Consider the following 25,539-nt stretch of genomic DNA (forward strand, 5'->3'; position numbering starts at 1 on the left):
TTTGTTTATTTGGTTGTAAATCAAGTGTAGCTGTCTTAAAAGATTGAAACTAAAGATAAGTATTGCGAGCTGTTTACGTCATTTCGCGCTGCTTATAAATGATGATTAATATATAATTAGTTAATAATAAAACGATAAAAGTGAATCAAAATCACACTATTGTGCGTCAGGCGGAGTAAGCAAAACAGATTATATGGACTCGATACGTAAGGTTTATCAATATGCAGAACCAAACCTAACTCTCGTTGGCTGGATGGGGTTTCTTGGCTTTCCGCTGTACTACTTTGTCTGGGAGTTTGCCTTTCCACAGGCTTATGAAAATTTACCTCTTAGATTGTTTTGCTCGTTATTGTTTTTCGGCATCATTTTTAGAAACCGCTTATCATCGACTTGGAGAGATTATGTTCCTATTTACTACCAAGTGACGATAACGCTGTGCTTACCGTTTTTCTTTTTTTATATGTTACTGATGAATGACTGGTCCAATGTATGGGTTATGTCGTTTATGTCTGCAATTTTCTTACACATTTTACTGGTTCATGTTACTAGGGCCATGTTTGCTCAAACCTTTGCTGGGATAGGTTTAGCAACATTCTTCGCTTGGGTTGCAAAAGGGTTCCATCTTGACTTGACCATGGATTGGACTCATGTGCCAATCTTTCTGTTTATTTATGTCTTCGGTAATTTGTTCTATTTTCGTAACCAAGTTGAACATGAAGCGAAAGTCTCGCTGGCAAAATCATTCGGGGCAGGGATCGCACATGAAATGCGTAACCCGTTGAGTGGGCTTTGCACTTCAATAGATGTTATCCAGTCGATCTTGCCCAACATGAAAGAGGCAGGAAAAGAGCAGTACGTCATGAGTGTAGAGGATGTCACCTTATTACGTGAAGTGAGTCAGGATGCAATGAACATTATCCAATCGGGTAATGAAACCATCGATTTATTGCTAACTTCGATTGATGAAAATCGAGTTTCTCGTTCTAGCTTCAAAAAATATTCAGTTCACTCGGTCGTTGAACAGGCAATTGAAAGCTTCAGTTATAAACGTGCCACTGATCGATTTGCCATATCGCTGGATGCGAGAAGTGAGTTTGAGTTTCTAGGTAGTGATACATTACTTAAATACGTTATGTATAACCTCTTCAAGAATGCCTTCCATCACCGTAAATCTGAAGATTTTCACATACATGTATCCATGGTAAGTTCAGAACGCTTTAATCAAATTGTTGTAACCGATAATGGTGCTGGCATTGCTCCTGATGTTCTACGCAATATCTTTCAAGACTTTTACACCACTGGCAAATCAGGAAGTTATGGTTTGGGTCTACCGTTTTGTAAAAAAGTCATGCGTTCATTTGGGGGGAACATTGAGTGTCAATCTCAGTTAGGGGAGTGGTCTCAATTTACGTTAACTTTCCCACTAACGACATCTGATACCGTTACTGAAATCAAAAACGATCTGACTAAACTCAAAACCATTCTAACGGTGACTAGCCAAGATATCTTGGTGTCTAAAGTAACAGATATTAGCCGTTTTATGGGCTTTGACTCGACGATTTTAGATGCCAACCAAGTACTCAAAAAGAAAGAGTACGAGTTCGAATTCGATCTGATTTTTATCGATCTTGAGAGCTTAGATCCAAGAGCAAACCAATTGGATAGATTAGAATCTCTCTTGTCTTTCACTGAAGCACGCATAGTTTATCTTTTTGAGCATCATCCGACTCAGAGAGCACGTAAGGCTGCATATGAACCTATTTGGATCGAAACGCAAGCCTGGTTATTGAATACTAAACCAACTATTGAGCGTCTCTTATATGATTCAAGCTATGTATCGACACCAACGGCCTCGGTGACGTTAGATAATTCAAATAAGCGCACAATTATGGTCGTGGATGATAATGAATCTTTGCGTAAATTCACGGCAATGTTACTTGAAAAGCAAGGCTTTGAAGTGATTCAGAAAGAAGACGGGCAGCAGGCTCTGGATACACTAGAGCAAGAAGATGTTGATCTCATTCTGATGGATATCGAAATGCCAATTATGGATGGTGTAGAAGCGTCTAGGCGAATTCGAAGCTCGGATAAAAACTATGCGTCGGTACCTATTATTGCACATACAGGGGATAGTTCACCTGTCACGTTGGACAAAATTGGGTCTTCGGGTATGTCTGACTTCATCGTAAAACCGGCGGATAAAAATCGTTTGTTCGATAAAATCGCAAACTGGATCTAATCATTCGCGACTTGTTTTCTTGAGGCGAGTTGCTCACAACGAATAACACGAATAAAGAGCTCAGCAAAACTGTTGAGCTCTTTAGTTTTATCTACACACTAACTTACACAAACTCTAAGTCAGGGTGTGCAAATGCTTGTTGGCAGACAGTGAGTACATGATCAACTTCAGCAGCTGTCATGTCTGCATTGACTGAAAAACGGATGATGTTTTTGTTCCTTCCAGTTGCAGGGCGGCAAAACACTGCGCCGTAAACATTTCGCTCTTCGAGAAAGTCGCGGACTCGCTCAGTGTTTCTCTCGTTACCACATTCTAATGCGATAATTTGTGATTCACTGCGAATAGTAAATCCAATGCGTTTTAAACCAACGGCTAAAGACTTGGCTCTTTCAAACAGAATATCTCGCTTATCATCTGATTTTCTTATGACGTCCAGTGTTTTCTCTAGCCGAATGATCTCTTGCGGTAATACGGTAGAACTAAATATTGCAGGGTACGCCACAAATGGAAGCGTCTTCGCCAGTTTTTCTGGGCCTAAAATCGCGCCAGCACGATAAGCAAATGTCTTGGCAAGACTAACGGTAATAAAATCTACCTTATGAGTTAAGCCAAGACCCTGCAGTATCCCCGCACCTTGTGGACCGTGTGTACCTAAAGAGTGTGATTCATCTACAACCAGGCCGCAGTCAAACTCCTGTGCTATTTCGTAGATATCACGTAGAGGAGCGATGGTTCCGATAGTGCTGTAAACCGAATCCACAACAATGATCCCTGAACCGTGACGTGAAATCTGTTTTCTTAGGTGACTGGTGTTGTTATGCATGAACGGATGAATTTGTGCTCCGGCAATACGTGCGCCTTCCCACAAAGACATATGTGCAAAGAAATCAATGTACACAGGTATGTTCGGTGCACAAATAGTCTGCAATAAACCGACATTCGCAGCCCAACCAGATTGAGAAAGTAGACAACTAGGCATACCAACGAAACTGGCTAGTTGCGTTTCAAATACAGGTTTCGATTCATCGTCTTGTAAGAAAATCGCGGACATCACGGCGTTGTCATCGTGTTGGGAAATCGCATCACGATGCGCGTTTTGAATCTCCTTATTATGAGACAGTGCAAGGTAATCATTGCTTTGCAGGACAACGGCATTACACGGTGGGCGTTTACCAAGAACAAGGTGTTTTTTGTTCTCATTCGGTTCGATTAGATCTTGAATATAAAAATCTAGGCGTTCCTCGATAAAGGAGGGAAGTGGTTTGCTTTGTATAGTTTCACTCATAATAAATCTCTTCTTCATATGGAAAAACGCCAGCGCTGACACTTATTCATATTGAGGATTTTGGGGAGAGTGTCACTAACCAGGTTGCATAAGTTTGCAGACCCTTGCAAACTCGACATTTGAGGGTTGGATGGTGGCTGTAACTCTATAGGGGCCCGGGGTCTAAACTAGTTTGTGCTTAAAGTTTATACGGCGATTTTGCGGTGTTTTTTCGTGCTTCATATCTGGGATTTTGGATGAGGAATATAAAGTTTGAAAAGTGAAAAAAATGGGCGCATTAGATAACAAAAAAGGCGCGAAAATCGCGCCTTGAAACATGAGTAGATAAGAGACAAGCTTATCGCTTATTACGTAAATAGCGCTTACGACGCTCTTCTTTACGCTTCGCTTTTTCTTCTTCTTTACGGGCGGTCTCAATCTCGACTTCAATCAGCTCTTGAGTGATCATTTCTGGGCGTTCTAATGTAATTTGGCCCAAAGTGCCTTGACGAAGTTCGTGCAATAAGATCTCTGATACTTTGTGCAAGTCAACACGTCCACCTGCACGTAGTGCACCGCGGCGACGACCAATTTCTTCCATGATCTCGATATCTGATTCTGGAAGCTCTTCAATTTGATAACGCTCTTTAAGCTTGTCTGCATAATGAGCTGCTAGGTATTCAATGGTATAGAATGCGACTTCGTCATATTCCATCGCTGTATCTTTTACCGCGCCGGTAGCCGCAAGGCGGAAGCCACTGTGTGGATTTTCCACTTTTGGCCATAAAATTCCTGGAGTATCAGATAATACGATGCCATTTTGCAGGTTGATACGTTGTTGACGACGTGTAACCGCGGGTTGGTTACCTGTTACAGCGATTGTTCTACCTGCGAGGGTGTTAATGATCGTCGACTTTCCAACGTTTGGGATGCCCATGATCATGGTGCGAATGTTTTTACCAATTTCTTCTCGGTGTGGGGCAAGTTTGCGGCAAAGCTCCATGATTCGGTGCACTTCTTGTGGTTCAGAAGTCGTGATCGCCATTGCTTTTACATGTTGCTCTTGCTCCAAGTGCTCAATCCACAGTTGAGTTAATTCTGGATCGGCCAAATCACGTTTGTTCAAAACTTTAACGACAGGTTTGTCACCACGGATTTGAGAAATCAAAGGGTTTTCACTACTGAAAGGAATACGAGCATCCAGTACTTCGATGATCACATCCACTTGAGGGATTGCTTCTTCGATCTCTTTACGTGCTTTGTGCATGTGGCCAGGAAACCACTGGATTGAGTTATTAACCATTTGAATTTAATACCTTAATTTTTCTAATGCTCCAGCGGTTGTAAAAGTAGCAATGTGAATCTTGAGTGACACAATACTAGAACGCATTTTCTAAAACTGTGTTTACTTCAAGCTGCTCGAAACCGCGGAGTTGAGCTTTCTTTCATGTTAATACGCCAGTTTATCATGGAATGATGATGAATCATTCAAGATGAAAGTAAAAAGCTATGGCGTGCAAACCTAAAAGCACACATCCCTTATGTATACCGACTCGCAGTGAATATCCGTCTGGGTGAGAGACCGAACGCAAACACTGTGTAGTCAAAGGTGGATTGTGTTGTCAGATTGTTCTGACGAATTTTGGTTTTTTGGTTTTATATCAAAGCTTTATTTTTATTTCGCTATTGAGCGAAGTTTGACTTTTATCTGACAAAAACTAGTCTGAGCTTCCATTCAGAGGAAGCAGTCATGCTCAGTATTCTTAGAAGTATTACGGTATCGTCCGTCGCCTTAATTTTTTTAGCGAGTTCTTTTTGCTCAACTGCCAAACAGAGTCCTAAACCGAAGGTCATCGTTGGTGTTATTGCGCAAGACGAAGCTAAAGACTCGTTTGACGGTAGCGTTGGTCCTTCGTACGGAATTAGTCTTGAGTATTTGTCTAACATTACTAAAGCTTTGGATTATGAGTTAGAACTTCGGACTTACAAGCATATTCCGTCTTTACTTGCGGATGTCGAAAGCAAGAGGATTGATGGTGCGGTTGGATTTAGTAAAACAGCAGCAAGAGAAAAGCGTTTCTTGTTTTCGATGCCTTTTTTTCGAGCACTATCGCTGTTTGGTATCGGAATGCCACTTACCGAGATAGTGATGCGCGTGATCTTAAATGGGTGTGTGTTGAGGGCAGTGTATATTGTGACAACCTCACTGAACGCGGTATCGATAAGATACATTACGTTAAAACACGTTTAGAGGCGTTTAATGAAGTTAAGCGAGGTAAAGCGAACGCGCTGATTTACACTTATGTTGGTATTACCCAATATTTGGATTTGAATGACATTGTAAAAGGGGTTGTCGATATTCCCAGTTGGTTGAAAAACGAAGAGGTGAGTTTTATCGCTTCGTTGGACAAACAACGTCTGATCGATGACATCAACAAAATCCTTCAGTGGGAGCAAAATGGAAAAAACATTCGCTCCGTCGCCTCGAAAAATCCTTACCATATCAGTGATAAGTTATTGGTAGATTACCGACGTAATCATCAAAACAAACTAGTGATAACTTACAGCAGCAGTGACGAAGCTTATCCGTTTCTCTACCGAGATTCGCAAACGGGTGAGTTAGACGGTTTCTTTCCAGACTTCATCGACTTATTGCAGTCTCGTACTGGCTTGAGCTTTAAGTATGTGAAACCGACGTCGAGCCTTTCCAATGGATTAACGGCATTTGATGCCGATATAGTCCCCATCTCTTATGTGGGTGATCTACCTAAGTCAGACTGGTTGTTCACTAAACCATTCATGCACAGTAATTACGTGGCTATCCAAGCGGAGCAGAGCAAGCGCGATAAATCTGCACTGAAAGAAGCGGGTATTCTGCTCACTTTGAAAAAGCAAGGGTTAGTTCATTTGGGCACTTGGCAGCAAGGCCAAGTTGATCATTATGATGATTTGAAAAAGCTGCTTACCGATTTGAAATCGGGCGTTTTGGATGTGGCTTACATTCCTGACGACATCGTTCACAACATGATTGCACAAGATCAAGTCGATGGCTTGGTGATCAATGCGGAGGACGTTTTGACGTTCTCTAATGCATTTGCGGTTGCAAACCACAATACACAACTTCAACACATGTTGAACAGCATCATCGAAACCATTGATTCTAACGAGATCGAAAAACTGCTGCGTTCTCACCGAAGCTTCAAACTGACTTATGGCTATGACGCGGAGCAGATCGCTACATTTGTTGTTGCTGGTTCATTCATATTCTGTCTCATGTTAATTGCGGCGTATTTCATCTTATCTCACATGCGACTTAAAGTGAGGTTAGCCGAATTTAATGCTGACAATGAGGAAGCGGAAAAGCAATGGCTGATGGACATAATCAAAGAGATCAATAGCTTGGTTTTTATCCATAGTGAAAATAACCATATGGAGATGAGTAATTGTGCCAACTACAACAGTAAACAGTGCCAACAATGTAAGTTGAAAAGTGATTCTACGCACGCTCCTCTGGTGAATAATTTTGATGAACTGACCACTGTTATTGCTGGAAAGCGTGTTTCAGAAGAGGTTGCCTCATCGGGCTGTGAACTTGATATTAAACATGTATATCGAGAACGCAAAGTCATCGCTTCTCCTAGCGGTAAGAACAAGTTTGTACTGACTGTTATTCAAGATATTACCCAGCAAAAAGAACGTGAGCAGGCGTTAATCGATGCGCAAAAAGAAGCGCAAACCGCGGTACGTGCGCGCGAAAACTTTTTGGCAACCATGAGTCACGAATTAAGAACGCCATTGTCGGCAGCACACGGCATCCTCGATTTGCTAAATCGCCAAGTGATGGCAGATTCAAATCGCGAGTTAATTGCCCAAGCCATACGCTCGCTCAATCATTTGAATACGCTAGTAGACGAAGTACTGGATTATTCAAAGTTAGAGGCAGGGCACTTAACCGTCGCCCCAGTTAAGACCGACTTGCTTAAAACCTTGTGCGATGTGTTTCGAAGCTTTGAACCACGAGCGCTTGCGAAAGGTTTGGATTACAAAGTGACAATCAAACCATTTTCGAATGCTTTCATTGAAATCGACGCGCTGCGATTGGTGCAAATTACCACCAATCTGCTCTCCAATGCGGTGAAATTCACTGCCGAAGGAGAGGTTGGAATCAGTGTCATTCTTCATGAAAAGCAGCTTATTTTGAAAGTGGCGGATTCAGGTATCGGCATGACGGATGACCAACTCGAAGGCATTCTCAATCCTTTTGTTCAAGCGGATGACACTATTACGCGTAAATATGGCGGTACTGGATTGGGGCTAAGCATTGTTGACCGATTGATCGACAGCATGGGCGGCGTGCTCTGCATCGATTCACAATTTGGCTTGGGCACGACGATTACCGTCAGACTGCCAATTGAGCATTGCGACTCTGAGCCAGACGTTTGTTTGAACTGGACGTATAGCGAGAGCTTACCACTTAATGTTCGCCAGTGGTGTGACGCGTGGAAAATGCGTCCAGCGACGTTAAAAACAATGGTGGCGAACCTTCACCCTATACACGACAGCGATGCCAGTTTTAATGGCCTAATGCTGCGTGACGAACAAAGGGTACTTGGCAGTCTTACGCTAAGAGAGCTTCAATATCCAGATACATTGTTCAATTTGCTCAGCCAAACGCAGCAAGAAACCAAGCTTAGTGACGCAAATCAAGAAGTGGTTTCTTGGGTTCTCGGCACGGTACTGGTCGCAGAAGATAATCCCATTAACCAAAGTGTGATAGCAATGCAGCTTCATGAACTTGGAATCGAACCTGTCATTGTGAATAACGGCCGCGAAGCATGGGAATACATCAACCAAGATGAAAACGTTGTGTTGCTGCTGACCGATTTTCATATGCCAGAAATGGATGGCTATGAGCTTGTTAGGCACGTGAAAAACTCCGAATTTAAAGCAATTCCAATCATCGGTGTGACAGCAGAAGATGCTCGTCTTGCCATTGAACGTACACAGGATATCGGCATTGATGATGTGCTCTACAAGCCCTATGACCTTAATCAATTAAAAACCGTTTTGATTCCATTTATTGGCGAAAAAGAGAGGGGTAGGCTGCCCGGCTGGATTAAACGGTTCAAAGCACAGGACGCAAAAGAGATTGCGCGCGTGTTTAGTCAATCAATGTCTACAGATATAAAAAACTTAAACGCCGCATCGACTGAGCGAGACAAAAAACGGGTCATTCATGGCATCAAAGGAGCGGTTGGGGCGATAGGGGTAAGCATGCTGACTGAGCTTTGTATTGAGGCAGAACGAGTTAGTGCTGCGGAGTTTGACAGGCGAACAGCGGAGCTAATTTTACGAATCGAGCAGGAGATCGAAAACATAAACTATTGGGTAGAGACAAATGAATACACAACTTAATGTGATGGTGATTGATGACCATCCGCTACAAACCACAATACTTTCGCAAATATTGGATCGCTATTGCGCGCAAGTCATCCCCTTTAACTGTGTGGATGCTGCTATTCAGAGTGTGCAGGAACAACATTTTGACGTAATTTTTTGTGATATCCAAATGCCCGGAAAAGACGGCATCGATATGATGGAAATGCTCGATAAAGTCCAGTACCAGGGGCAAGTTGTACTGGTCAGTGCAATGGAATTGACCATTATTTCTGCGGTAAGAGCCATGTGCGAGGGATTTAGTTTTGAAGTATTAGGGAAGCTGCCTAAGCCATACGATGAAAATGAAGTCGTTGATTTGTTAGGTAAAATAAAAGATGAAAAAGCGAAACAAGTCAGCTTTGCGCAACCTATTGAAGTGGAAGATCAAGAATTCCTGTTTGCTCTGGCTGAAGGGCGCGTGAAAAATTATTACCAGCCTTTAGTCGATGTGCAAAGTGGGAAAGTGCTTGGGTATGAAGCGCTCGCGCGTTGGAATCACCCCATTTATGGTGTGTTAGCACCTCATTATTTTTTGCCAATTGTAGAGCGTTGCCGCCTTTCAGGAGAGTTGTTTCAAGCTGTATTGAGTAATGTTATCTATGACATGAAACACCGCGGATTGACGCAAAACGTATCCATCAATGTAGACCATGAAAATTTAGAAGATACGGCGTTCTCTCACTACTTTTTACAGCAATGTTCAGAGAGCGAGATTGACCCATCACAAATCACCATTGAAATTACAGAGCGAGATACATTTCAGACTAGCGCGTCCCTGTACAAGAATTTACTCAAGTTGAGGATGAACGGTGTCACTGTCTCAATAGATGATTTTGGCACGGGTTCATCGACGTTTGAAAAACTGGCTCAACTGCCATTCAACGAGTTAAAAATCGATCGTTCGTTTGTACAAGGTGTCGAATGCGACATCAAAAAACGCAACATCGTTGTTGCTATTTGCGCGTTAGCGAAAAGTTTGAATATACGACTGGTCGCGGAAGGTATTGAAGACGAAGTCACACTGCAAGCGATACGTGAGTATGGGATTGATCTTTGCCAAGGCTTTTACATTGATAAACCCATGCCACTAGAAGCCATAACCATACTAAATGAAAGATATGAATAAATTGAATTACTTGATCTTTGACGATCATCCTCTCGTTTGTGTTGCAATCAAGTCGTTGTTGGAAGAGTTAGGTAAAACAAATGGGGTATTTACTGCAACATCAGCGAAGATGGCATTACAAATATTGAAAAAGGAAGAAATTCAACTGTTGATCTTAGATGTGAACTTGGCAGATTGCGATGGGTTTGATTTCTACAAACGTATCAAATCCCATGGTTATGAAGGCAAAGTCATTTTCTTCTCCGCTGAAACTAGCCAAATGTACAGCCAAATGGCTTTTCGTTCTGGCGCTGATGGCTATGTGTGTAAATCGGAAAATCACGACATTCTTAAAGACGCGATAGAAGCGGTAGAGAAGGGGTATACCTTCTTCAAATTTAAGCAAGTTGTTAACAGCGTTCGAGAAATGTCACAACTTTCAAGCAGAGAAAGTGCAGTAATGAAGTATTTACTACAAGGAAAGTCCAATAGAGAAATCGCTTCAGTGCTATCAATAAGTGATAAAACAGTCAGCACATACAAACGCCGTCTATTGGATAAATTTAACGTAAAGAACATTGTTGAGCTAACAAGAGTGGCGGGGGCGTAAGACCGCATCATGACACTTAAAAGTATCGCGTTGTCTCTTTTCATCGCAACATTACTATTCGTCACTTCTGTCACAATGATTGGTGCGGTGTTAATTTCTTATGAAGTAAAGCAGTTCAACACTTACGCGAATAATTTAGCCAAAATAAAACAAAAAGTAATTCTCATGGGGCTATTGACGGAAGCGCAGCTCGAGCAATACAAAGGCATGAGCGTGAGTGAAGTAGAAGCGCAAACAAAGCTGAGCTTTCAAGATGCGATTTACTCCCTGTCACCTTATGAAAAACTTAATTACGTTGAAGCTGTTGCACGGAAATCGCTTCATCAGGCTGAAGCGTATTTATCAAATGCGTTCAATCGACAAAATGCCGTTATGTATTTTCGTTCTTATACTGGAAACAAACTCATCTTAGAGAGACCGATTGAAGCGTTAGAGGGAGTGAAAGCCACATTTGATGTTGATTGGTGTAAAAGTAATTATTCTTGTGTGTTAGCTGCGTGGAAAGAGCAACTGACGGACCGGGTATTGTTTTCCCTACCATTTAAAACGACATACTCCGATGACATGGCGATAAGCATCATGAGTCCGGTTTACTTTCAAGGTGAGTTAGTGGGGGAGTTCTCGGAACAATTGTACCTCTCGCCGCTTTATAATGATGGGAAAGCGGTGGATGTTCAAATAGCGAATGGGAACAAGCAAATGGTGATTTATTTCGCTGGCTACCCCTTTCCATCATTCGCGTACACCCAATCATATGTCGCAGACAACAACAATCTTATCGTTTACATGTACCCATTCAGTAAAATTGTATTGGATTACGTGTTCTTGTTTATCATCTTCTTTTTCGTAACCTTAGCGTATTACAACAAAGCTTATGAATCTAAAGAGAGCAAACTTCGCCTCGCGAAAGCACTGACGAACGTGACGAAAGATGATTTAACGGGATTGTTTAACCGCAGAGTTTTTCAAGATAGCGAATTCAAACGTCGTTTGGAAACCGCGCCATATTCCGTCATTGCAATAGATGGCGATAGGATCAAGCGAATCAATGACCATTACGGTCATCATGTAGGGGACGAAGTTATTGGGATTATTGCTGATGCTATGTCTAAAGTGTTTCGAAATAGTGATTATCTAGTTCGAACTGGTGGTGATGAGTTTGTTGCGATTCTTCCGGGTTGCAGTATCAGTCAATCTTCAACATTGGCGAAGAAGCTTCGTAGTGTCGTTAAAGATAACCGACTAAAGACCTTGGATATCGAAGTTAGTGTGAGTACTGGTATCGCGGCGAATGAATTACACGAAACGCTTCAGGACGTTATTGTACGTGCAGATGAAGATCTCTATGAGATGAAAAAACACAGACAAAAGTCCCATTAAGCAGCGCTAGTATTGACTCAATGTTAAGTTACGGAACATAACCATGACATAACTGTTTGATTAATTTGACCAAACAGAATGAGTGGTCTTTTATATTAGAGCAGTCAACAAATAGTGATTGCTCTATTTATTCTCGACCTTACATTTGGTGTCGCACGTGAACAAAGATCTCGACTTAAACTTACTTAAAATACTTGTCTTACTGGATAAGCACCGTCAGCTCAAGCCCGTTGCGAAAGCGATGGGGAAGAGCGAAGCGTCAATTAGCAAATACCTTGCCCGATTGCGACTCCAGCTAAACGATGAATTGTTTATTCGGCATCCTCACCACATGGAACCGACGGACTATTTAAAACGTCAATTACCTAAAATTTCCGATGCACTCGAGAAGCTTGAAACTTGTCTAATTAGAGATGAGTTTGAACCGGAAAATTACGAAAAAGACATCACCATTTGTTTACCGCAAACCGCTCAATACTCATTTGGGCATTTACTTGCAATGGATTTAATGGCGCTGTTTCCCAAGGCGCACATTTCGATAGCAACGATTACAGAGTATACGATAGAAGAGATAATCCTAGGCAAAGTGGATGCGCAATTACATTACTTCAACGAGGATGTTCCGAAATCTGTTTATCAGAAGTTCATCGGCTATGCGCCTGCTGTGTTAGTTGTCCCTGAAGAGCTGGGAATTACCACCCTAGAAGAAGCAGCCAAACTTCCCTTTATCATGTTAGAGATTATCGGTTGGAAAGAGAAAGAGCAGCTCGTTAAGCGTGCGATGGAAAGCCACGGTATGGTCATCAACCGTATTGCGGCTCTAGACAACGTAAGCAGCGTATTGAAGCTAATTAAGCAAAAAAGCGCCGCAACCGTGCTACTTGAATATCAGGCGCCAATTGATGGATATAAATTTATAAGAGTGCCAGAGCATTTTTACCCAGATGGCTGGCCAAAAGTGGTTGTACAGGTGAAGCAAAGCTTAAGACATGATGCAATGCACCAGCTGTTAATCGGTGCTATTGCAAAATACATGAGCGCTTAGCGGCAAAACTCAATGTTTTCTGACTGAGGAATAGTATGCAGAAGTTCAATCAACGTGTCCGCATGGTACTTTTTCAGAATACGCGTTTTGTAGGTGCTGATTGTTTTAGCGCTGAGTGAAAGTTGTTCAGAAATCTTCTTATTAGAGTAGCCTTGTACAAGATAATGGAACACCATGGCTTCGCGATTTGAAAGTGTTACGTTACCCGACGATGGTGTGTGAGTCGACTTAAACATTGAGTAACCGCGTGAAACACTCACAATTGCGTCAATAATGGTCTCTCTTGTTTCATGTTTGCTTAAGAAGCCGTTTGCGCCCATTTCGTACGCGGCTTTAGAAAGACTCGAGTAGTCACGTGAAGAAACAAATAACAGTCGGCCACGATATCCCGTCGCTAAAATGTTTTTGGCTAAACGCATACCATCGCGGTCGCCAAGCACTACGTCTAAAATAATCAAATCAATCTTTTGGCCTCGAACAAGATCCATCACTTCCGCACTGTCAGTGGTTTGAATCACTTCAGCTGCGTTGATTACAGATTCAACTAGAGAAGCAAGTGCTTCGCTATACAATGGTTGAGCGTCGATAATAAGAACATTATTCAAAGTGAACCTCACCTAATACATCAACTAGTGTGCTGTCAGGCGACAGCGCAATTGGATGAATAGGATTGTAGGAAAAACCTTGCTAAGAGGAAGGAAAATGACTCTTTCCAAAAGTGAAAATCAGTGTCTTGATTATGGGAATAGCGATGTCAGGTATTGAAATACCTAGTGATAGGATGATTGCTTGAAACTTACGTTGACAGAAAACTAACAAACTGAAAGTGTTCTTTCAGTGTTCTATGCCTTCAGATTTTCTTGTGATGTTTCTAGCGCTTCGATTTAAACCCGTGTGTTAGCAAGCGCAGTTTTATACCAAGCCACTTGAAGAGAGCTTGTTCTACACTAGGCATGAGCACGCTAGCCAACTTTGTACTGATATCTGTTGGATAGGTTTGGCTATTGACGCTGAACATCACTTCAAATTATTTCTAAACTTTTCATTGACTCTGCCGCTAAAAGTGGAGGTGTTAATTCGCACTTTGGCCACTCATAATGTCGTGTTCAAAAATGAGACAATTTTACATGGTTTGGTATGGAAATGTGCGTTAGCCGTCCTTTTAATGGTTTACAAATTTTGTTGTAACGACTAAAAAGGACTTTTGGATTTTTAGCCAGAGAATGGCTTCTCATGGCGTTTGCATCAAACTTTTTCTGATGCGTATTTTTGGTTGGATAATTGGCTTTATGAGTAACGTAACCAGCACCATTTTGACAGAAAGTGGTACCAATGAGCTTGAAATCATCGAGTTTCATTTAGAAAAAACATTGCCAGATGGCAGCACAAAAACTTGTTATTACGGCATTAACGTTGCGAAAGTACGAGAAGTGATTCGCGTGCCAGAAACAACCGATTATCCAAACGCACAACCTCATATGATTGGTGTGTTCTCATCCAGAGATGTACTGACGCCTTTAGTGGATTTAGCTGGTTGGTTAGGTGTGCCAACACGACAAGATCTGGAGCGCAAGTTTGTAATCGTTACGGATTTCAACAAAATGACCAATGGCTTCTTAATTGACAGCATTTCGCGTATTCATCGTATCTCTTGGAATGATGTGGAATCACCAAGTCAGTTTTTGGAAGCGGGCGAACAAGATTGTGTAGTAGCCGTTGTCCGTAAAGAAGGCAACCTGATCATGATTCTCGACTTTGAAAAAATCATCGCAGACATCAACCCAGAACTGAGTATGGAAAAATACGATGTGAAAGGGGACAAGTCGGTGGATCTCAACCAGAGAATGGTTGGTAAGCGTAATGCGAAAACGATCATGGTGGTGGATGACTCAGCCTTTATTCGCTCTTTGATCCAAGATACATTAGCTTCTTCAGGTTACAATGTGATCACATGTAAAGACGGTGGTGAGGCGCATGAGAAGTTGATGAGCTTGATCGAGGTCGCGAAAGAAGAAAACTTGCCAGTTAAAGAGCTATTAGATGCGGTGGTTACGGACGTAGAAATGCCTCGAATGGATGGTATGCACTTAGTGAAGAGACTACGCGATACCGAAGCGTTTCATGAAATGCCGATCATTATGTTCTCGTCATTGATGAGTGAGGATAACCGAGCGAAAGCACTATCTCTTGGCGCAAATGATACGATTACCAAGCCAGAGATTGGCCGCATGGTGAATATGATGGATAAATACGTGTTTAACTTTGCGTAAAAAACCGATCAGATGAAACAAATAAGGCTGCCGATTGGCAGCCTTATTTTTATTGAGGGCAGGGAAGAATCTCTAAGGTGTAACTCTCGTTTGGAGTCTGCGGCGGCCCATATAAAATTCCGCATTGAGTTAGGCTACTATTTTTATCATCTCTTGCTGAAATGACGACTTTAATGTTGTTAGTCTGAACAATTTTCCAGTCACTATCACCGTGCTGATTCTCAAGTTCCGAGACTAATAGAGCTAAGCTTGTTTCATCTGCATCTGGGTAACCGTACCTAAATGTACAGCTAAGAGAGCCATTTAACTCACAGCTTGAGAAAGGCAGACTTTCTGGGCCCTTACCTGAACCTGCGTCAGTGTGTTTATTTGATATATATGGATAATGTTCCAACCCTGCAATCGCCATTTTCCCATAACCTACGCCTAATGCTGATGCAATAGCGCCTTTCATTCCTTCCAAACGAGCTTCACGTGCATCGCTTTGAAGGTTTAAAAAGCGTGGCGCGGCAGTGACAGCAAGAATACCGAGCACGACAATAACTACGACTAACTCTATTAGAGTAAATCCCGTTTGTTTTTTCATATTATTTTCACAGCAAGTTAAAGGTAGAAAAACACTGACCGTACACTTGTTTATTGTGTAAATAAGTACGGTAATGATAAATCGATCAGTAGTATAAAGAGGTGAGTTGTAAAGTGCTATACCGACGCCGCACTAATTGACTGAATCCATTAAATGCAATGGAGAATTCACGGGTCTAATTCTGCTAGATTTTAAGAGGTCATTAATTCCGCTGAAGAAATGCTGCGTGAACAGGCGAGCATGAATCCTCTTCGATGTAAGCAAACATGTACATCAGCGGAATGAAATACAAAATGCAAATGAGGGCGAACCGCACAAATGGATTGTCTTTTTATTCACTTTGATGAATGCTACGCGGAATTCATATCGCAGTATGCCTGAGGTATTCATCATGCGAATGTGCTTTGGTTTTGTGTTTATTTTTCAAATATAAGAATAATCTAAATGGAATTCGATTCGATAAACTTCCTTGCAATAGGTTTGATATTTCTTGGCTCTTATGTCCAGACCGCAATCGGTTTTGGCTTGGCTATTGTTGCCGCACCTTTACTGATTCTTTGGGCGCCAGAATATGTTCCTGCGCCAATCTGTTTAGTCGCGTTATTTATTTCGTTGATGAATGCGATGAAGCACCGCAGTAGTGTTGAAATCGGCGGCTTAAAGATGGCGTTGATTGGGCGAGTGCCGGGATCAATTGCTGGTGGCTTGCTACTCTTTTTTGTATCTACACAAACTCTCACGCTTTGGATTGGTTTGTTGGTGCTGTTTGCAGTCTTGGTGAGTGTTTTACCGTTTCGGGTTGAGCCTACGCCTTCGCGTATGACATGTGCTGGTTTCTTTTCTGGGTTGTTTGGTACCAGTTCTGCGATTGGAGGCCCTCCGATGGCGTTATTGTTGCAGCATCAAGAAGCAAATCAGTTACGCGGCAACTTATCGGCTTTTTTTGTTTTCAGTTCGATTATTTCACTAATAGTACAAATCCCAGTGGGCTTCTTCACATTGCATCATTTGGTCATTACTATTCCTCTATTACCTGCTGCGGCGCTTGGTTACTGGCTAGCAATGAAAACTACCCAGTCGTTACCAAAAGAAAAGATTCGGTTTGGGGCACTTGTGTTGTGTTTTGTGAGTGGCTTTACCGCCGTCGTACAAGCGTTGAGCCAATAATGCCATCTGCATCATAAAGTCACTGCGGGATTGCATTCCTTTTTATGTATGGCGGACTTGTTTACTTACGCCAAATTTGGTCGTTTAGATGGGCGATAGTTTTATGAATAACACTCGTTATGGCACTTTTATGGCAGCATTCTCCTTTGTGATCTGGGGATTGCTACCAATTTATTATCGTTATTTACCAAATGCTTCTATGGATGAGTTGCTAGCATGGCGAATCATTGGGTCTGTACCTGTCGGGTTTCTAATTGTACTTGGGATAACCCGTCGAGGGTTGAATTGGAAAGAAATCTGGCTTGATAAAAAATCCTTGTGGTACACGTTTGTGGCGAGCAGTTTGATGTGTATTTCTTGGAGTGCGTTCACTTGGGCTTTGACCCATCATCGGGTCATTGATGCCAGCTTAGGCTTCTTTATTGGGCCATTAGTATCTGTTGCACTAGGCGTATTTATTCTTGGGGATAAGCTCTCAAAAGGCAAACTTATTGCAATCGTGCTGGCAACAATTGGTGTTATGTATCAAGTGATTCACTATGGTCAGCTGCCCGTTATCGCACTAACGATGGGGTTGTTCTTTGCTTTGTATGGGCTTTACAAGAAGAAGATAAATTATGACTGGAGTACAACCTTGTTTGTTGAGGCGTTGTTACTGACTCCAGTTGCACTCGCATATTTGCTCTATAAACAATGGGCAACTGGTGAACTGGCTTCGGGCACAGATACCAAAACATTGCTTTTGTATTTTGGCAGTGCACCTATCACACTTTTACCACTTGTATTTTATTCTATCGCAATACGTATAACTAATTTATCAACCGTCGGTCTAATGCAATACATCGAGCCAAGCTTGCAGTTTGTGTTGGCAGTTATGTTTTTTGGCGAGTTGTTTGACGAAGTGAAAGCGGTGACCTTTGCATTTATTTGGGCAGGGCTGTTGTTCACAATTTTTGAAAGTATTATCAAAGGGCATCGGCGCAAAAAGCTGGTCAAACACCCCTTATAGTGGTTTCAATATTCTCACATATTAGCTTCTTTATTCTTATGCCCTCCATTCGAGGGCATTTTTAATGTCATGAAGCATTGGCTTTCGTTTTTTTCCGAGTAGAAATCATAACTTGAGATTATTTGACGCATTATCATAATGATACCGCTATAGTTATAGCCAAGTGACACGCTTATATAAGTGAAAACCAGATCAAGAAGGACGACATATGATCACAGCTCTGTATGCCAACATTCTCGCAATACTCATTATTTGGTTGGCTGTTCAAGTAATTAAGCAACGTCGCTTAAATCAAATTGCTTATGCCGATGGTGGGGTAGAGGCTCTACAAATTGCTCGTAGTGCCCAGAGCAATGCGACAGAATATATCCCCATCACCCTGATTTTAATGGCACTTTTAGAATTCAATAGTGCTTACCCAACATGGATACATCTCACCGGTATTATTTTTGTAATTGGTCGAGTTATTCATGCTAAAGGCATATTGAAAAAAGACTTGAAAAAGCGCATTAGAGGGATGCAGGTGACATTTCTGGTGATACTTTCATTGGTTGTGTTAAATATGATTTACCTGCCATACGATAAGTTATGGTAAGTCTGCGACGTTACATTCCACCACCTTGGGTACTCGTTCTGATTGGATTAGTACTGAATATTGGCGCGATCATCGTTACTAGCTTAGTCCTTGATAAGTTGGGTAAACAGCACTCGCAGCTCGCAGAGCAAACAGCAGAAAACTTGTATTCCATCCAACTCGCATGGAACAGTGTGGAAACCCTAGAAAGGAAAAGAGAAGCTTTACTGCTGCATGTGCACATAAGTCAGAGCGTAGCGATACCTTTAGAGCTAGAAGAGGTATTAGCAGGGCATTTATCTTCTTGGGTTCTCAACGAGTCGGATGAAATAAAAATTGATCAACTTCCTCAACTAATGTCAAAGATAAATCAGGCACAAGCTTCGTATAGAGACCGCATCGATAATTACTACATTGAGAATGTAGAGCTCAATGAGGTAATGGCAAAGCAGGATGAAAAGATCGCTTGGTACAAGAATATCGGACTCTTCTTGCAAGTATTCGGACTTGCGTTAATCCTTGCACGCGACTTAGCTAGGAAGCAATAAAAGCAAGAGCTAAAGATCAGGTTTATTGCGAAATGCCAATGGTAGTTTGCAAATTGCAATTTATTCTGTGAGCAAACAGTAGCTATTGGTTAAGTTTTAATGAAAGTGATTAAATAACAACCTGTTTTTGTGCGCTTAAAAGTTGGCACGCCTCATGCTTTAGTATGAGTGACCCTTTCTAAGCCGAGGGTCACCTAGCCAACTGACGTTGTTAGTGAACCATCTTGTTCACAAATATATACAGCCAATCACGACTCCTTGTGGTTGGCTTTTTTTTATGCAGTCTAGAACTGTGCTTTAATCCAGATCATGCGATGGTCGGAAGATACATCCTTACCATCACCATACTTACCGATACGTGCATCGTTAAATAGTTTACGGCCTTCTTCATAAGACGCTGACCAGTACACACCAGAGTCTATTACATTCAAATTTGCTGAAGGCAAGGCATAGTCTACCCCTAAGCCAAACGTTGAAGTGATGCGATTCGGATATGGGTGAGTTGAACTGCGGTCAACAGCGTGTTCAGCTGCACCAAAGCTTGTTGGGTAAAGCTCACCATTCATCACGGTTTGGTTAACCAATGGATCGTTGTGCAGCTCTTGCATTACAGAGCTAATACCGTCACCAGCCACTGGATCAAGGTTTTGATCACCCATCATTACGAATTTAGCGCCGTTCGTTAAGCCACCTGTTTTACCCGCATCGTCGTAAAAATAGTCTTTGCCTTGAATGTAATGATGCCAAAACTCCACTTCTGCTGCGTTTTGCGCTTTGTTTTTACCGGTGTCGAATACTGGTGGAGTAGGATGAGACATCAACAAGTGTACAACTTCCTCGCCATTGCGAGTTGGAATGATGATTGGCGCGTCGACGTGATTTTTCGAAGATAGACGCACTTGATCCCATTCTTCCGCTGAGTACCATTCATCACCACACTTCATGCCGTCTGGAATCTTTTGCGAACCGTCACAGATAGTAATGGTTGGAATTTTCGCACCTTCCATATCTTTCCATTTAAATGCTTGGAATGTACGTGTGTTTGCCGTGTCAATTTTATACTTAGACATAAGGGCAAATGCATATTGACCATGGTACATGCCAAAGCCCCATGCATCACCTGGCATTTGACCTGCGGTTCCGTTGTTGTCGAGATCAAACTCACTCAACAACCCTGTATTGGTTGAATAAGATTCAGCATAAGGGTATTCAATAGGCTCAAGGTTTGCTTCACCGCCCGCGCCATCGATACTTTGCGCGACAGACAAGTAGTTCTTCTGGAATCCTTCAATGGCTGCTTTGTTTTCACCTGTTCCATCGTTGTTGTATTCCGCCATCATGAGAACATCAGGACGATTCTTTTGAATGGTTGCTGCAACGTTACGAATTTGAATGACTTTTTCCGCAGTGGTTTTGTCTTCGGCTGCGATTGAACCGTCTAAATAAGAGGTGACCAACGCAGCTTGCTGCGTTGGTTCAATTTGCATTTCATCTACCAAAGTTTCGAAGGTAGCGCGGTCAAAAGAGAGGTTGTAAGTCGCTATTTTTACTTCTTTAGGCTGAACATTGACGTATTCAGTATCGTCATTACATCCAGATAGTAGAGCGGCGCCAACAAGGACAGCGATAGAGGTTTTGATTGCTTTCATGGGTACGTCATACCTTATAATTAATTCGGCTGAATATTAAAGTCATCAGTCATTGTTTTAAGCGATATAAGTCACACAAACGTTTTCATATTTACATGTTCAATTAGTTTTTGTGTGATTTGTGCAATAAATGCAACACTTTCAACACCAGAAGGTTATATGTAAATTGTTAAAAAACGGTGTCGTTATTGATGCGAAATAGAGAGTCCGCCACCGTTAAAAAGAAAAGCGTAGAATTTAAGCGTGCATGAGATGTTTGAGTTGTATGCTTATCGCCGTGTTTTATTTTTTATGTTTAAATTTCTGTATATAATAAGCAGTCAATCAGAAGTGAGGACGACCTCACCGCTCTATCTTTTCTCGGGGACGACCCCATCTCGTTGGGAAATGTGACATGGCTTGGGGAATTCTCTTCATTGCGGGCTTGTGTGAAATCGCATGGGCTGTCGGTCTTAAATATTCACAAGGGTTTACCAAATTCGGTGCTTCGGCATTCACTATTGTCTTTATGTTATTGAGCTTTTGGTTGCTTGGCATTGCGTTAAGAACCTTGCCTTTAGGCATTGCTTATGGAGTATGGGTAGGGATTGGCGCAATAGGCACGGCAGTCGTGAGTATTTATCTGTTCAATGAGCCAGCAACACTTATCAAAGCCTTAAGCTTGCTAATGATTGTCGCTGGTATCGCAGGGTTAAAAATATCAGCTTAACGTTAGGCTAAACACAAAACAGCCAGAGTCACTCTGGCTGTTTTTCTAAATGTCGTGTTTACGGTTCTGGCGAGGTATATCAAGCGTTGCGCTTAATAAAAGGTAACCGTAAGTGATGACCAAACGCATTAATTAATGCGCCTGTAACAATCAGACCGCCACCGACGTACGTCCAAATGATCGGAACCTCGCCAAAGAAAATGATGCCCAACAACACAGAAAATACGATCTGGATATACGAATAAGCGGAGGCTTTACCCGCTTGTTGAGTTTGCATCGCTTTGGTTAACCCCAATTGTCCAATTTGGGTAAAGACACCAACTAGAACCAACATGAAAGTCAGATATAAATCGGGCATTACAAAATCGTCGCCAATCAGTAAGAGTGAAGCGGGGAGAGCAACCAACGGGAAATAGAAAATGATCACTGAGCTGTCTTCTGTCTGACTCAGTTTTCTGACAATGACGTAGGCAATTGAGCTACCAAATGCGCCTAAGATCGCAATCATGACGCTAAACATTGGTAAAGCGCTATCTGAGCCTTGCCCAGTTTCTGGGCTTACCATGATATAGATGCCGAGTAAGCACAACGCAATACAAAGGAAAGTTGACGGCTGGATGCGCTCTTTCAAGAAAAATACGGCGAGTAGTGCAGTAAATACCGGATGAATATATTGGAATATCGTCGCTTCTGCCAAAGGTAAGGTGGTCACTGAATAATATACACACATCAGAGCCATCGTACCCACAGCACCGCGTGCAAATAGTAATGGCTTATTATTGCCCCATACAGAAATTCGTTTTCGCTTTACATCGAAATAACTAATGATAAGTGAAACGAGCGCTCTTGCTGCAACGATTTCAAAAACGGGGATACCGTAGTTGCCGACGTGCTTTACTGTAGCCGACATCAGAGCAAAGCCGAACGCGGAAAGCACCATAAAGCGCACACCGATGGGAATCATAGTGTTGAATGAATTGGACATTTTACTGCTCATTTGTTGCGACAGATCTCACTTTAGCATACTTAGTTAGCGATTAAATCCTCTAAACTCAAACACTTCTGTCGGCAAGATGAATAAACAGTAGAATACGTAGCAATTAATCTGCCTCTCTCAGCGTAACAATAAAAACTCGATATTTAAGGAGCTTACATGATCCCGATAAAAGCAACGCATGTTTCAGGCGTTGTCATTTCAAAAATTGATGGCATAGAAAAAATGTTGTTACTCAAACGCGTAAAAGGTGGCTATTGGTGCCATGTTGCAGGTGGTATCGAAGCGGGTGAAGCCGGGTGGCAAACCATTTTAAGAGAGTTAAAAGAAGAGACACTAATTGACCAAGTTGAGTTACATACAGCAGACTTTCTAGAGCAGTTCTACGAAGCAAAAAATAACCGTATCATGGTTATCCCATGTTTTGTGCTACTTTGTCCGCCTAACCAATCAGTTGTTCTTAACGAAGAGCATACAGAGTATCGCTGGTGTACGCTTGAAGAAGCTAAGCAGCTGGCTCCGTTTGCCAATCAGCATCACCTATATGAACATGTATGGAAACATTATGTAGATGTGGCATCACTAACGCCATTTACGCTGATCGATCAAAAGGGCTAAATGAACGGCAACGGCTTTGATTAGTTTTTATAGAGAGGTTTGTTCTCATAAAATGAAGCGTTAGGATTTGCGCTGAGCGTTCACAATAAAAAGGAATAACATCTATGGATGAAGTCACATGCCAAGAGACGTATCAAGGAAATCACTTACAGAAGCGTTTTTCCGTCTCGCAAAGGGTCTCAATTGAGCCCCTCAACACGAAACACGCGTCCGCTTTACTAGAGGTTGTGAACACTCACCGAGAGAGCCTTGAGGGCTATCTACCTTGGACGGATTCTGTCACGAATCATAGAGAGGCCGTTAACTACATTTCCCAGCGAGTGAACAGTAACGCGCTGGATTCCCACTGGTGTGCAATTTATTTTGATGAGCAGCTTACGGGTGTTATTGGCATTAAAGGTGTGGATTCACATACGCGTGTTACTGAAATTGGCTACTGGCTTGCCAACAATGGGCGAGGCCATCGTGTGATTGATCAAGTGCTCGCAGTATTGATCCCTTTTTTGAAGCAGAAAGGGCACGCACAATTCATTCAGTTCCATTGTATGGAAGATAACATCGCTAGCATCAATATTGCTGAGCGTGCAGGCGCCACATTAAAAGAATACGTTGATCATGAGTTCGATATGCTTGACCGCTCTCAACGACTAGGCATTTATGAACTACGTTTGATGTAGTATCCACCCCAGAAATATTTTAATCAGAGTTCGAACTCTAACTTCACGAGCGCTACAATAGTAACATTGTTGCGCTCGTGTTAACTTGGGGCGTCATTGGCAGAAACTAGGCTAGGAGAAGCATCATGAACGCAATCACAGAGGTTGAAGTAGATAACTTGTTACAGCAAAGCCTCGAACGCTTAAAAGCGGCATATGCAGCCGAGCCTTATCCTAGTTTGGATGAACGTAAACAGCGCCTCGTTTTGTTAAAAAAATCGCTGCTTGAGAACAAACAAGCTTTGGTTGAAGCGTTAAGTGACGATTTTGGCTATCGCTCAGAATTTGATACCGCCATGACCGACGTTTTGCCAACGGTCTCGCATATTAATTATACCCTCAAACGACTAAAAAAATGGTGCAAACCCAGCAAGCGCGAATCCGGCTTATTGCTCGCACCTTCTAAAGTCACCGTTCAGTATCAACCGTTAGGTGTCGTCGGGATCATTTCACCGTGGAACTTTCCTGTGATTTTGAGCCTTGCGCCTTTAGTGACAGCATTGGCTGCTGGTAACCGCGTGATGATGAAGCTCAGCGAATTTACGCCAAAAACCAATAAAGTCATCGTCGATATTTGCCGTGGGTTGTCTGAGTATGTCGAAGTTTTTGAGGGTGAAGCAGACGTCGCACAAGCATTCAGCCAACTGCCATTCGATCACCTTTTGTTCACGGGTTCTACGAGTGTTGGCCGCGCAGTGGCAAAAGCGGCAGCGGAAAACCTTACCCCGGTGACGTTAGAGTTGGGTGGAAAGTCCCCGGTGATCATTGCAAAAGATGCAGACATGAAGAAAGCCGTTGATGCTATCTTGTTTGGTAAATGCATTAATGCAGGCCAGATTTGTGTCGCGCCTGACTACGCATTTGTACCGCAAGAACGTGTCGAAGAATTCATTTCGCTATTCTTAAAACGTTTTGAAAAGCTCTATTTAAAATCCAACAAGAATCAAAAGCTGACCCATATTGTCAACCAACGACAATATGATCGTTTGACTGCGCTACTTGAGGATGCAAAAGCGCAAGGTGCTAACCTTCACACTGTTGAAGCGTCGCCCCAAGAGGAACGACTTCTGTATCCTCATTTGGTCACGGATGTGTCGCCGAATATGCGAATCATGCAAGAGGAGATCTTCGGGCCATTTCTACCTGTTAAGCCCTACAATGCCGTTGATGAAGCGATTGACTACATTAATCAGCACCAAAGACCACTTGCGCTGTATGTTATGTCGGACGACAAATCGACCATCAAACATATTGTACGCAACACCCACAGTGGTGGCGTCGGCGTTAATGATACGGTTTTACATGTTGGCGCTGAAGATGCGCCTTTTGGTGGCGTTGGTGAATCGGGTATTGGGCATTATCACGGAGAGGAAGGATTCAGAACTTTTAGTCATGCGAAAACCATTCTTCACACACCGAAATGGTTGCCAAGAACGAGCGTATTAATGCGCCGTAGGGCTATGGCGATAAAAGCGATCCAAAAGATCTTTGTTCGATAATAATTATGATTTGATTGATAAAAAACCGCCCGAATAGGCGGTTTTTTGTTTTCAGCCCTAAACCACCTACTTCAGTAGGTGGTTATCATCCGTTTCGGCTTTGCCTGTAAAACTACTC

Annotated in this window: 20 protein-coding genes and 1 pseudogene; 15 read left to right on the forward strand and 6 right to left on the reverse strand. The window is 42.3% G+C overall.

Features of this window, described 5'->3' with window-relative positions; all coding sequences use genetic code 11:
- The first annotated feature begins 193 nt into the window (after window positions 1-193).
- Window positions 194-2,239 (forward strand): hybrid sensor histidine kinase/response regulator, encoded by a 2,046-nt coding sequence (locus R7Z49_RS18335; protein WP_318111902.1) that lies wholly within the window; start codon window positions 194-196, stop codon window positions 2,237-2,239.
- Between the two features lie 103 nt (window positions 2,240-2,342).
- Here the strand turns inward: R7Z49_RS18335 and cqsA are convergent, their stop codons facing one another.
- Window positions 2,343-3,524 carry an alpha-hydroxyketone-type quorum-sensing autoinducer synthase gene (gene cqsA, locus R7Z49_RS18340; RefSeq protein ID WP_318111904.1) on the reverse strand — a complete coding sequence of 394 codons (1,182 nt, stop codon included), beginning with the start codon at window positions 3,522-3,524 and terminating at the stop codon, window positions 2,343-2,345.
- 337 nt (window positions 3,525-3,861) lie between these two features.
- Complete coding sequence (gene ylqF / locus R7Z49_RS18345; RefSeq protein ID WP_005376521.1) at window positions 3,862-4,806, reverse strand: ribosome biogenesis GTPase YlqF; 945 nt, start codon at window positions 4,804-4,806, stop codon at window positions 3,862-3,864.
- A 447-nt stretch (window positions 4,807-5,253) separates the two neighbouring features.
- Here ylqF and R7Z49_RS18350 point away from each other — a divergent pair.
- The 5 genes and pseudogenes from R7Z49_RS18350 (at window position 5,254) to R7Z49_RS18370 (ending at window position 13,082) form a co-directional block, all read left to right on the forward strand.
- Window positions 5,254-8,918 (forward strand): annotated as a pseudogene (locus tag R7Z49_RS18350) (ATP-binding protein).
- Window positions 8,902-10,068: an EAL domain-containing protein gene (locus tag R7Z49_RS18355; RefSeq protein ID WP_025767844.1), complete on the forward strand. Its 1,167-nt coding sequence runs from the start codon at window positions 8,902-8,904 to the stop codon at window positions 10,066-10,068. The pseudogene R7Z49_RS18350 and the gene R7Z49_RS18355 overlap by 17 nt, the downstream one beginning before the upstream one ends.
- Window positions 10,061-10,657: a response regulator transcription factor gene (locus tag R7Z49_RS18360; protein ID WP_025767843.1), complete on the forward strand. Its 597-nt coding sequence runs from the start codon at window positions 10,061-10,063 to the stop codon at window positions 10,655-10,657. Before R7Z49_RS18355 ends, R7Z49_RS18360 begins: the two co-directional genes overlap by 8 nt.
- Window positions 10,658-10,666: 9 nt before the next feature.
- Window positions 10,667-12,037 (forward strand): GGDEF domain-containing protein, encoded by a 1,371-nt coding sequence (locus tag R7Z49_RS18365; RefSeq protein ID WP_318111905.1) that lies wholly within the window; start codon window positions 10,667-10,669, stop codon window positions 12,035-12,037.
- Window positions 12,038-12,194: 157 nt separating this feature from the next.
- Window positions 12,195-13,082: a LysR family transcriptional regulator gene (locus R7Z49_RS18370; RefSeq protein ID WP_025767842.1), complete on the forward strand. Its 888-nt coding sequence runs from the start codon at window positions 12,195-12,197 to the stop codon at window positions 13,080-13,082.
- Here R7Z49_RS18370 and R7Z49_RS18375 read toward each other — a convergent pair.
- A complete protein-coding gene (locus tag R7Z49_RS18375) occupies window positions 13,079-13,687 on the reverse strand; it encodes a response regulator transcription factor (RefSeq protein ID WP_017821556.1) in 609 nt (202 codons plus the stop codon). The two genes, R7Z49_RS18370 and R7Z49_RS18375, sit on opposite strands and share 4 nt — an antisense overlap.
- Window positions 13,688-14,371: 684 nt before the next feature.
- On the opposite strand from R7Z49_RS18375, the gene R7Z49_RS18380 reads away from it, so the two are divergent.
- Window positions 14,372-15,352: a chemotaxis protein gene (locus tag R7Z49_RS18380; protein WP_025998672.1), complete on the forward strand. Its 981-nt coding sequence runs from the start codon at window positions 14,372-14,374 to the stop codon at window positions 15,350-15,352.
- A 49-nt stretch (window positions 15,353-15,401) separates the two neighbouring features.
- On the opposite strand, the gene R7Z49_RS18385 is transcribed toward R7Z49_RS18380, so the two are convergent.
- Complete coding sequence (locus R7Z49_RS18385; protein WP_053307631.1) at window positions 15,402-15,938, reverse strand: prepilin-type N-terminal cleavage/methylation domain-containing protein; 537 nt, start codon at window positions 15,936-15,938, stop codon at window positions 15,402-15,404.
- 444 nt (window positions 15,939-16,382) lie between these two features.
- On the opposite strand from R7Z49_RS18385, the gene R7Z49_RS18390 reads away from it, so the two are divergent.
- The 4 genes from R7Z49_RS18390 to R7Z49_RS18405 all read left to right on the forward strand — a co-directional run bounded on the left by R7Z49_RS18390 (window position 16,383) and on the right by R7Z49_RS18405 (window position 19,236).
- A complete protein-coding gene (locus R7Z49_RS18390; protein WP_047101431.1) occupies window positions 16,383-17,105 on the forward strand; it encodes a sulfite exporter TauE/SafE family protein in 723 nt (240 codons plus the stop codon).
- A gap of 103 nt (window positions 17,106-17,208) precedes the next feature.
- The gene (gene rarD, locus R7Z49_RS18395; protein WP_170890129.1) at window positions 17,209-18,114 is read left to right on the forward strand and encodes an EamA family transporter RarD; all 906 of its coding nucleotides are present in this window, start codon (window positions 17,209-17,211) and stop codon (window positions 18,112-18,114) included.
- Between the two features lie 208 nt (window positions 18,115-18,322).
- Entirely contained in the window at window positions 18,323-18,709 is a 387-nt protein-coding gene (locus tag R7Z49_RS18400; RefSeq protein ID WP_005376510.1) for an MAPEG family protein, read from the forward strand.
- Complete coding sequence (locus tag R7Z49_RS18405; RefSeq protein WP_033906497.1) at window positions 18,703-19,236, forward strand: hypothetical protein; 534 nt, start codon at window positions 18,703-18,705, stop codon at window positions 19,234-19,236. Before R7Z49_RS18400 ends, R7Z49_RS18405 begins: the two co-directional genes overlap by 7 nt.
- A 284-nt stretch (window positions 19,237-19,520) precedes the next feature.
- On the opposite strand, the gene R7Z49_RS18410 is transcribed toward R7Z49_RS18405, so the two are convergent.
- Window positions 19,521-20,885 carry an endonuclease/exonuclease/phosphatase family protein gene (locus tag R7Z49_RS18410; protein ID WP_318111907.1) on the reverse strand — a complete coding sequence of 455 codons (1,365 nt, stop codon included), beginning with the start codon at window positions 20,883-20,885 and terminating at the stop codon, window positions 19,521-19,523.
- 394 nt (window positions 20,886-21,279) lie between these two features.
- Between R7Z49_RS18410 and R7Z49_RS18415 the strand changes: the two genes are divergently transcribed.
- Entirely contained in the window at window positions 21,280-21,594 is a 315-nt protein-coding gene (locus R7Z49_RS18415; protein WP_005376506.1) for a DMT family transporter, read from the forward strand.
- A 79-nt stretch (window positions 21,595-21,673) separates the two neighbouring features.
- Here R7Z49_RS18415 and R7Z49_RS18420 read toward each other — a convergent pair whose 3' ends face one another.
- The gene (locus tag R7Z49_RS18420; RefSeq protein ID WP_005376505.1) at window positions 21,674-22,579 is read right to left on the reverse strand and encodes a DMT family transporter; all 906 of its coding nucleotides are present in this window, start codon (window positions 22,577-22,579) and stop codon (window positions 21,674-21,676) included.
- A 168-nt stretch (window positions 22,580-22,747) separates the two neighbouring features.
- Between R7Z49_RS18420 and R7Z49_RS18425 the strand changes: the two genes are divergently transcribed.
- From R7Z49_RS18425 to R7Z49_RS18435, 3 genes are all read left to right on the forward strand, one after another.
- Window positions 22,748-23,206, forward strand: coding sequence for an NUDIX hydrolase (locus tag R7Z49_RS18425; RefSeq protein ID WP_047101439.1), 459 nt, complete (start codon window positions 22,748-22,750; stop codon window positions 23,204-23,206).
- 104 nt (window positions 23,207-23,310) lie between these two features.
- Window positions 23,311-23,883 carry a GNAT family N-acetyltransferase gene (locus R7Z49_RS18430; protein WP_047101443.1) on the forward strand — a complete coding sequence of 191 codons (573 nt, stop codon included), beginning with the start codon at window positions 23,311-23,313 and terminating at the stop codon, window positions 23,881-23,883.
- Between the two features lie 125 nt (window positions 23,884-24,008).
- Entirely contained in the window at window positions 24,009-25,421 is a 1,413-nt protein-coding gene (locus tag R7Z49_RS18435; RefSeq protein WP_017820990.1) for a coniferyl aldehyde dehydrogenase, read from the forward strand.
- Window positions 25,422-25,539 lie beyond the last annotated feature (118 nt).

Origin of the sequence: Vibrio sp. 1562 (genome assembly GCF_033340155.1) — a bacterium.
GTDB lineage: Bacteria > Pseudomonadota > Gammaproteobacteria > Enterobacterales > Vibrionaceae > Vibrio > Vibrio alginolyticus.

What these genes read in the sequence shown, in the direction of transcription:
- R7Z49_RS18335 (WP_318111902.1), top strand. Translation starts at nt 194, where the DNA reads ATGGACTCGATACGTAAGGTTTATCAATATGCAGAACCAAACCTAACT.
- cqsA (WP_318111904.1), bottom strand. Translation starts at nt 3,524, where the DNA reads ATGAGTGAAACTATACAAAGCAAACCACTTCCCTCCTTTATCGAGGAA.
- ylqF (WP_005376521.1), bottom strand. Translation starts at nt 4,806, where the DNA reads ATGGTTAATAACTCAATCCAGTGGTTTCCTGGCCACATGCACAAAGCA.
- R7Z49_RS18355 (WP_025767844.1), top strand. Translation starts at nt 8,902, where the DNA reads ATGAATACACAACTTAATGTGATGGTGATTGATGACCATCCGCTACAA.
- R7Z49_RS18360 (WP_025767843.1), top strand. Translation starts at nt 10,061, where the DNA reads ATGAATAAATTGAATTACTTGATCTTTGACGATCATCCTCTCGTTTGT.
- R7Z49_RS18365 (WP_318111905.1), top strand. Translation starts at nt 10,667, where the DNA reads ATGACACTTAAAAGTATCGCGTTGTCTCTTTTCATCGCAACATTACTA.
- R7Z49_RS18380 (WP_025998672.1), top strand. Translation starts at nt 14,372, where the DNA reads ATGAGTAACGTAACCAGCACCATTTTGACAGAAAGTGGTACCAATGAG.
- R7Z49_RS18385 (WP_053307631.1), bottom strand. Translation starts at nt 15,938, where the DNA reads ATGAAAAAACAAACGGGATTTACTCTAATAGAGTTAGTCGTAGTTATT.
- R7Z49_RS18390 (WP_047101431.1), top strand. Translation starts at nt 16,383, where the DNA reads ATGGAATTCGATTCGATAAACTTCCTTGCAATAGGTTTGATATTTCTT.
- rarD (WP_170890129.1), top strand. Translation starts at nt 17,209, where the DNA reads ATGAATAACACTCGTTATGGCACTTTTATGGCAGCATTCTCCTTTGTG.
- R7Z49_RS18400 (WP_005376510.1), top strand. Translation starts at nt 18,323, where the DNA reads ATGATCACAGCTCTGTATGCCAACATTCTCGCAATACTCATTATTTGG.
- R7Z49_RS18405 (WP_033906497.1), top strand. Translation starts at nt 18,703, where the DNA reads ATGGTAAGTCTGCGACGTTACATTCCACCACCTTGGGTACTCGTTCTG.
- R7Z49_RS18410 (WP_318111907.1), bottom strand. Translation starts at nt 20,885, where the DNA reads ATGAAAGCAATCAAAACCTCTATCGCTGTCCTTGTTGGCGCCGCTCTA.
- R7Z49_RS18415 (WP_005376506.1), top strand. Translation starts at nt 21,280, where the DNA reads ATGGCTTGGGGAATTCTCTTCATTGCGGGCTTGTGTGAAATCGCATGG.
- R7Z49_RS18420 (WP_005376505.1), bottom strand. Translation starts at nt 22,579, where the DNA reads ATGTCCAATTCATTCAACACTATGATTCCCATCGGTGTGCGCTTTATG.
- R7Z49_RS18425 (WP_047101439.1), top strand. Translation starts at nt 22,748, where the DNA reads ATGATCCCGATAAAAGCAACGCATGTTTCAGGCGTTGTCATTTCAAAA.
- R7Z49_RS18430 (WP_047101443.1), top strand. Translation starts at nt 23,311, where the DNA reads ATGGATGAAGTCACATGCCAAGAGACGTATCAAGGAAATCACTTACAG.
- R7Z49_RS18435 (WP_017820990.1), top strand. Translation starts at nt 24,009, where the DNA reads ATGAACGCAATCACAGAGGTTGAAGTAGATAACTTGTTACAGCAAAGC.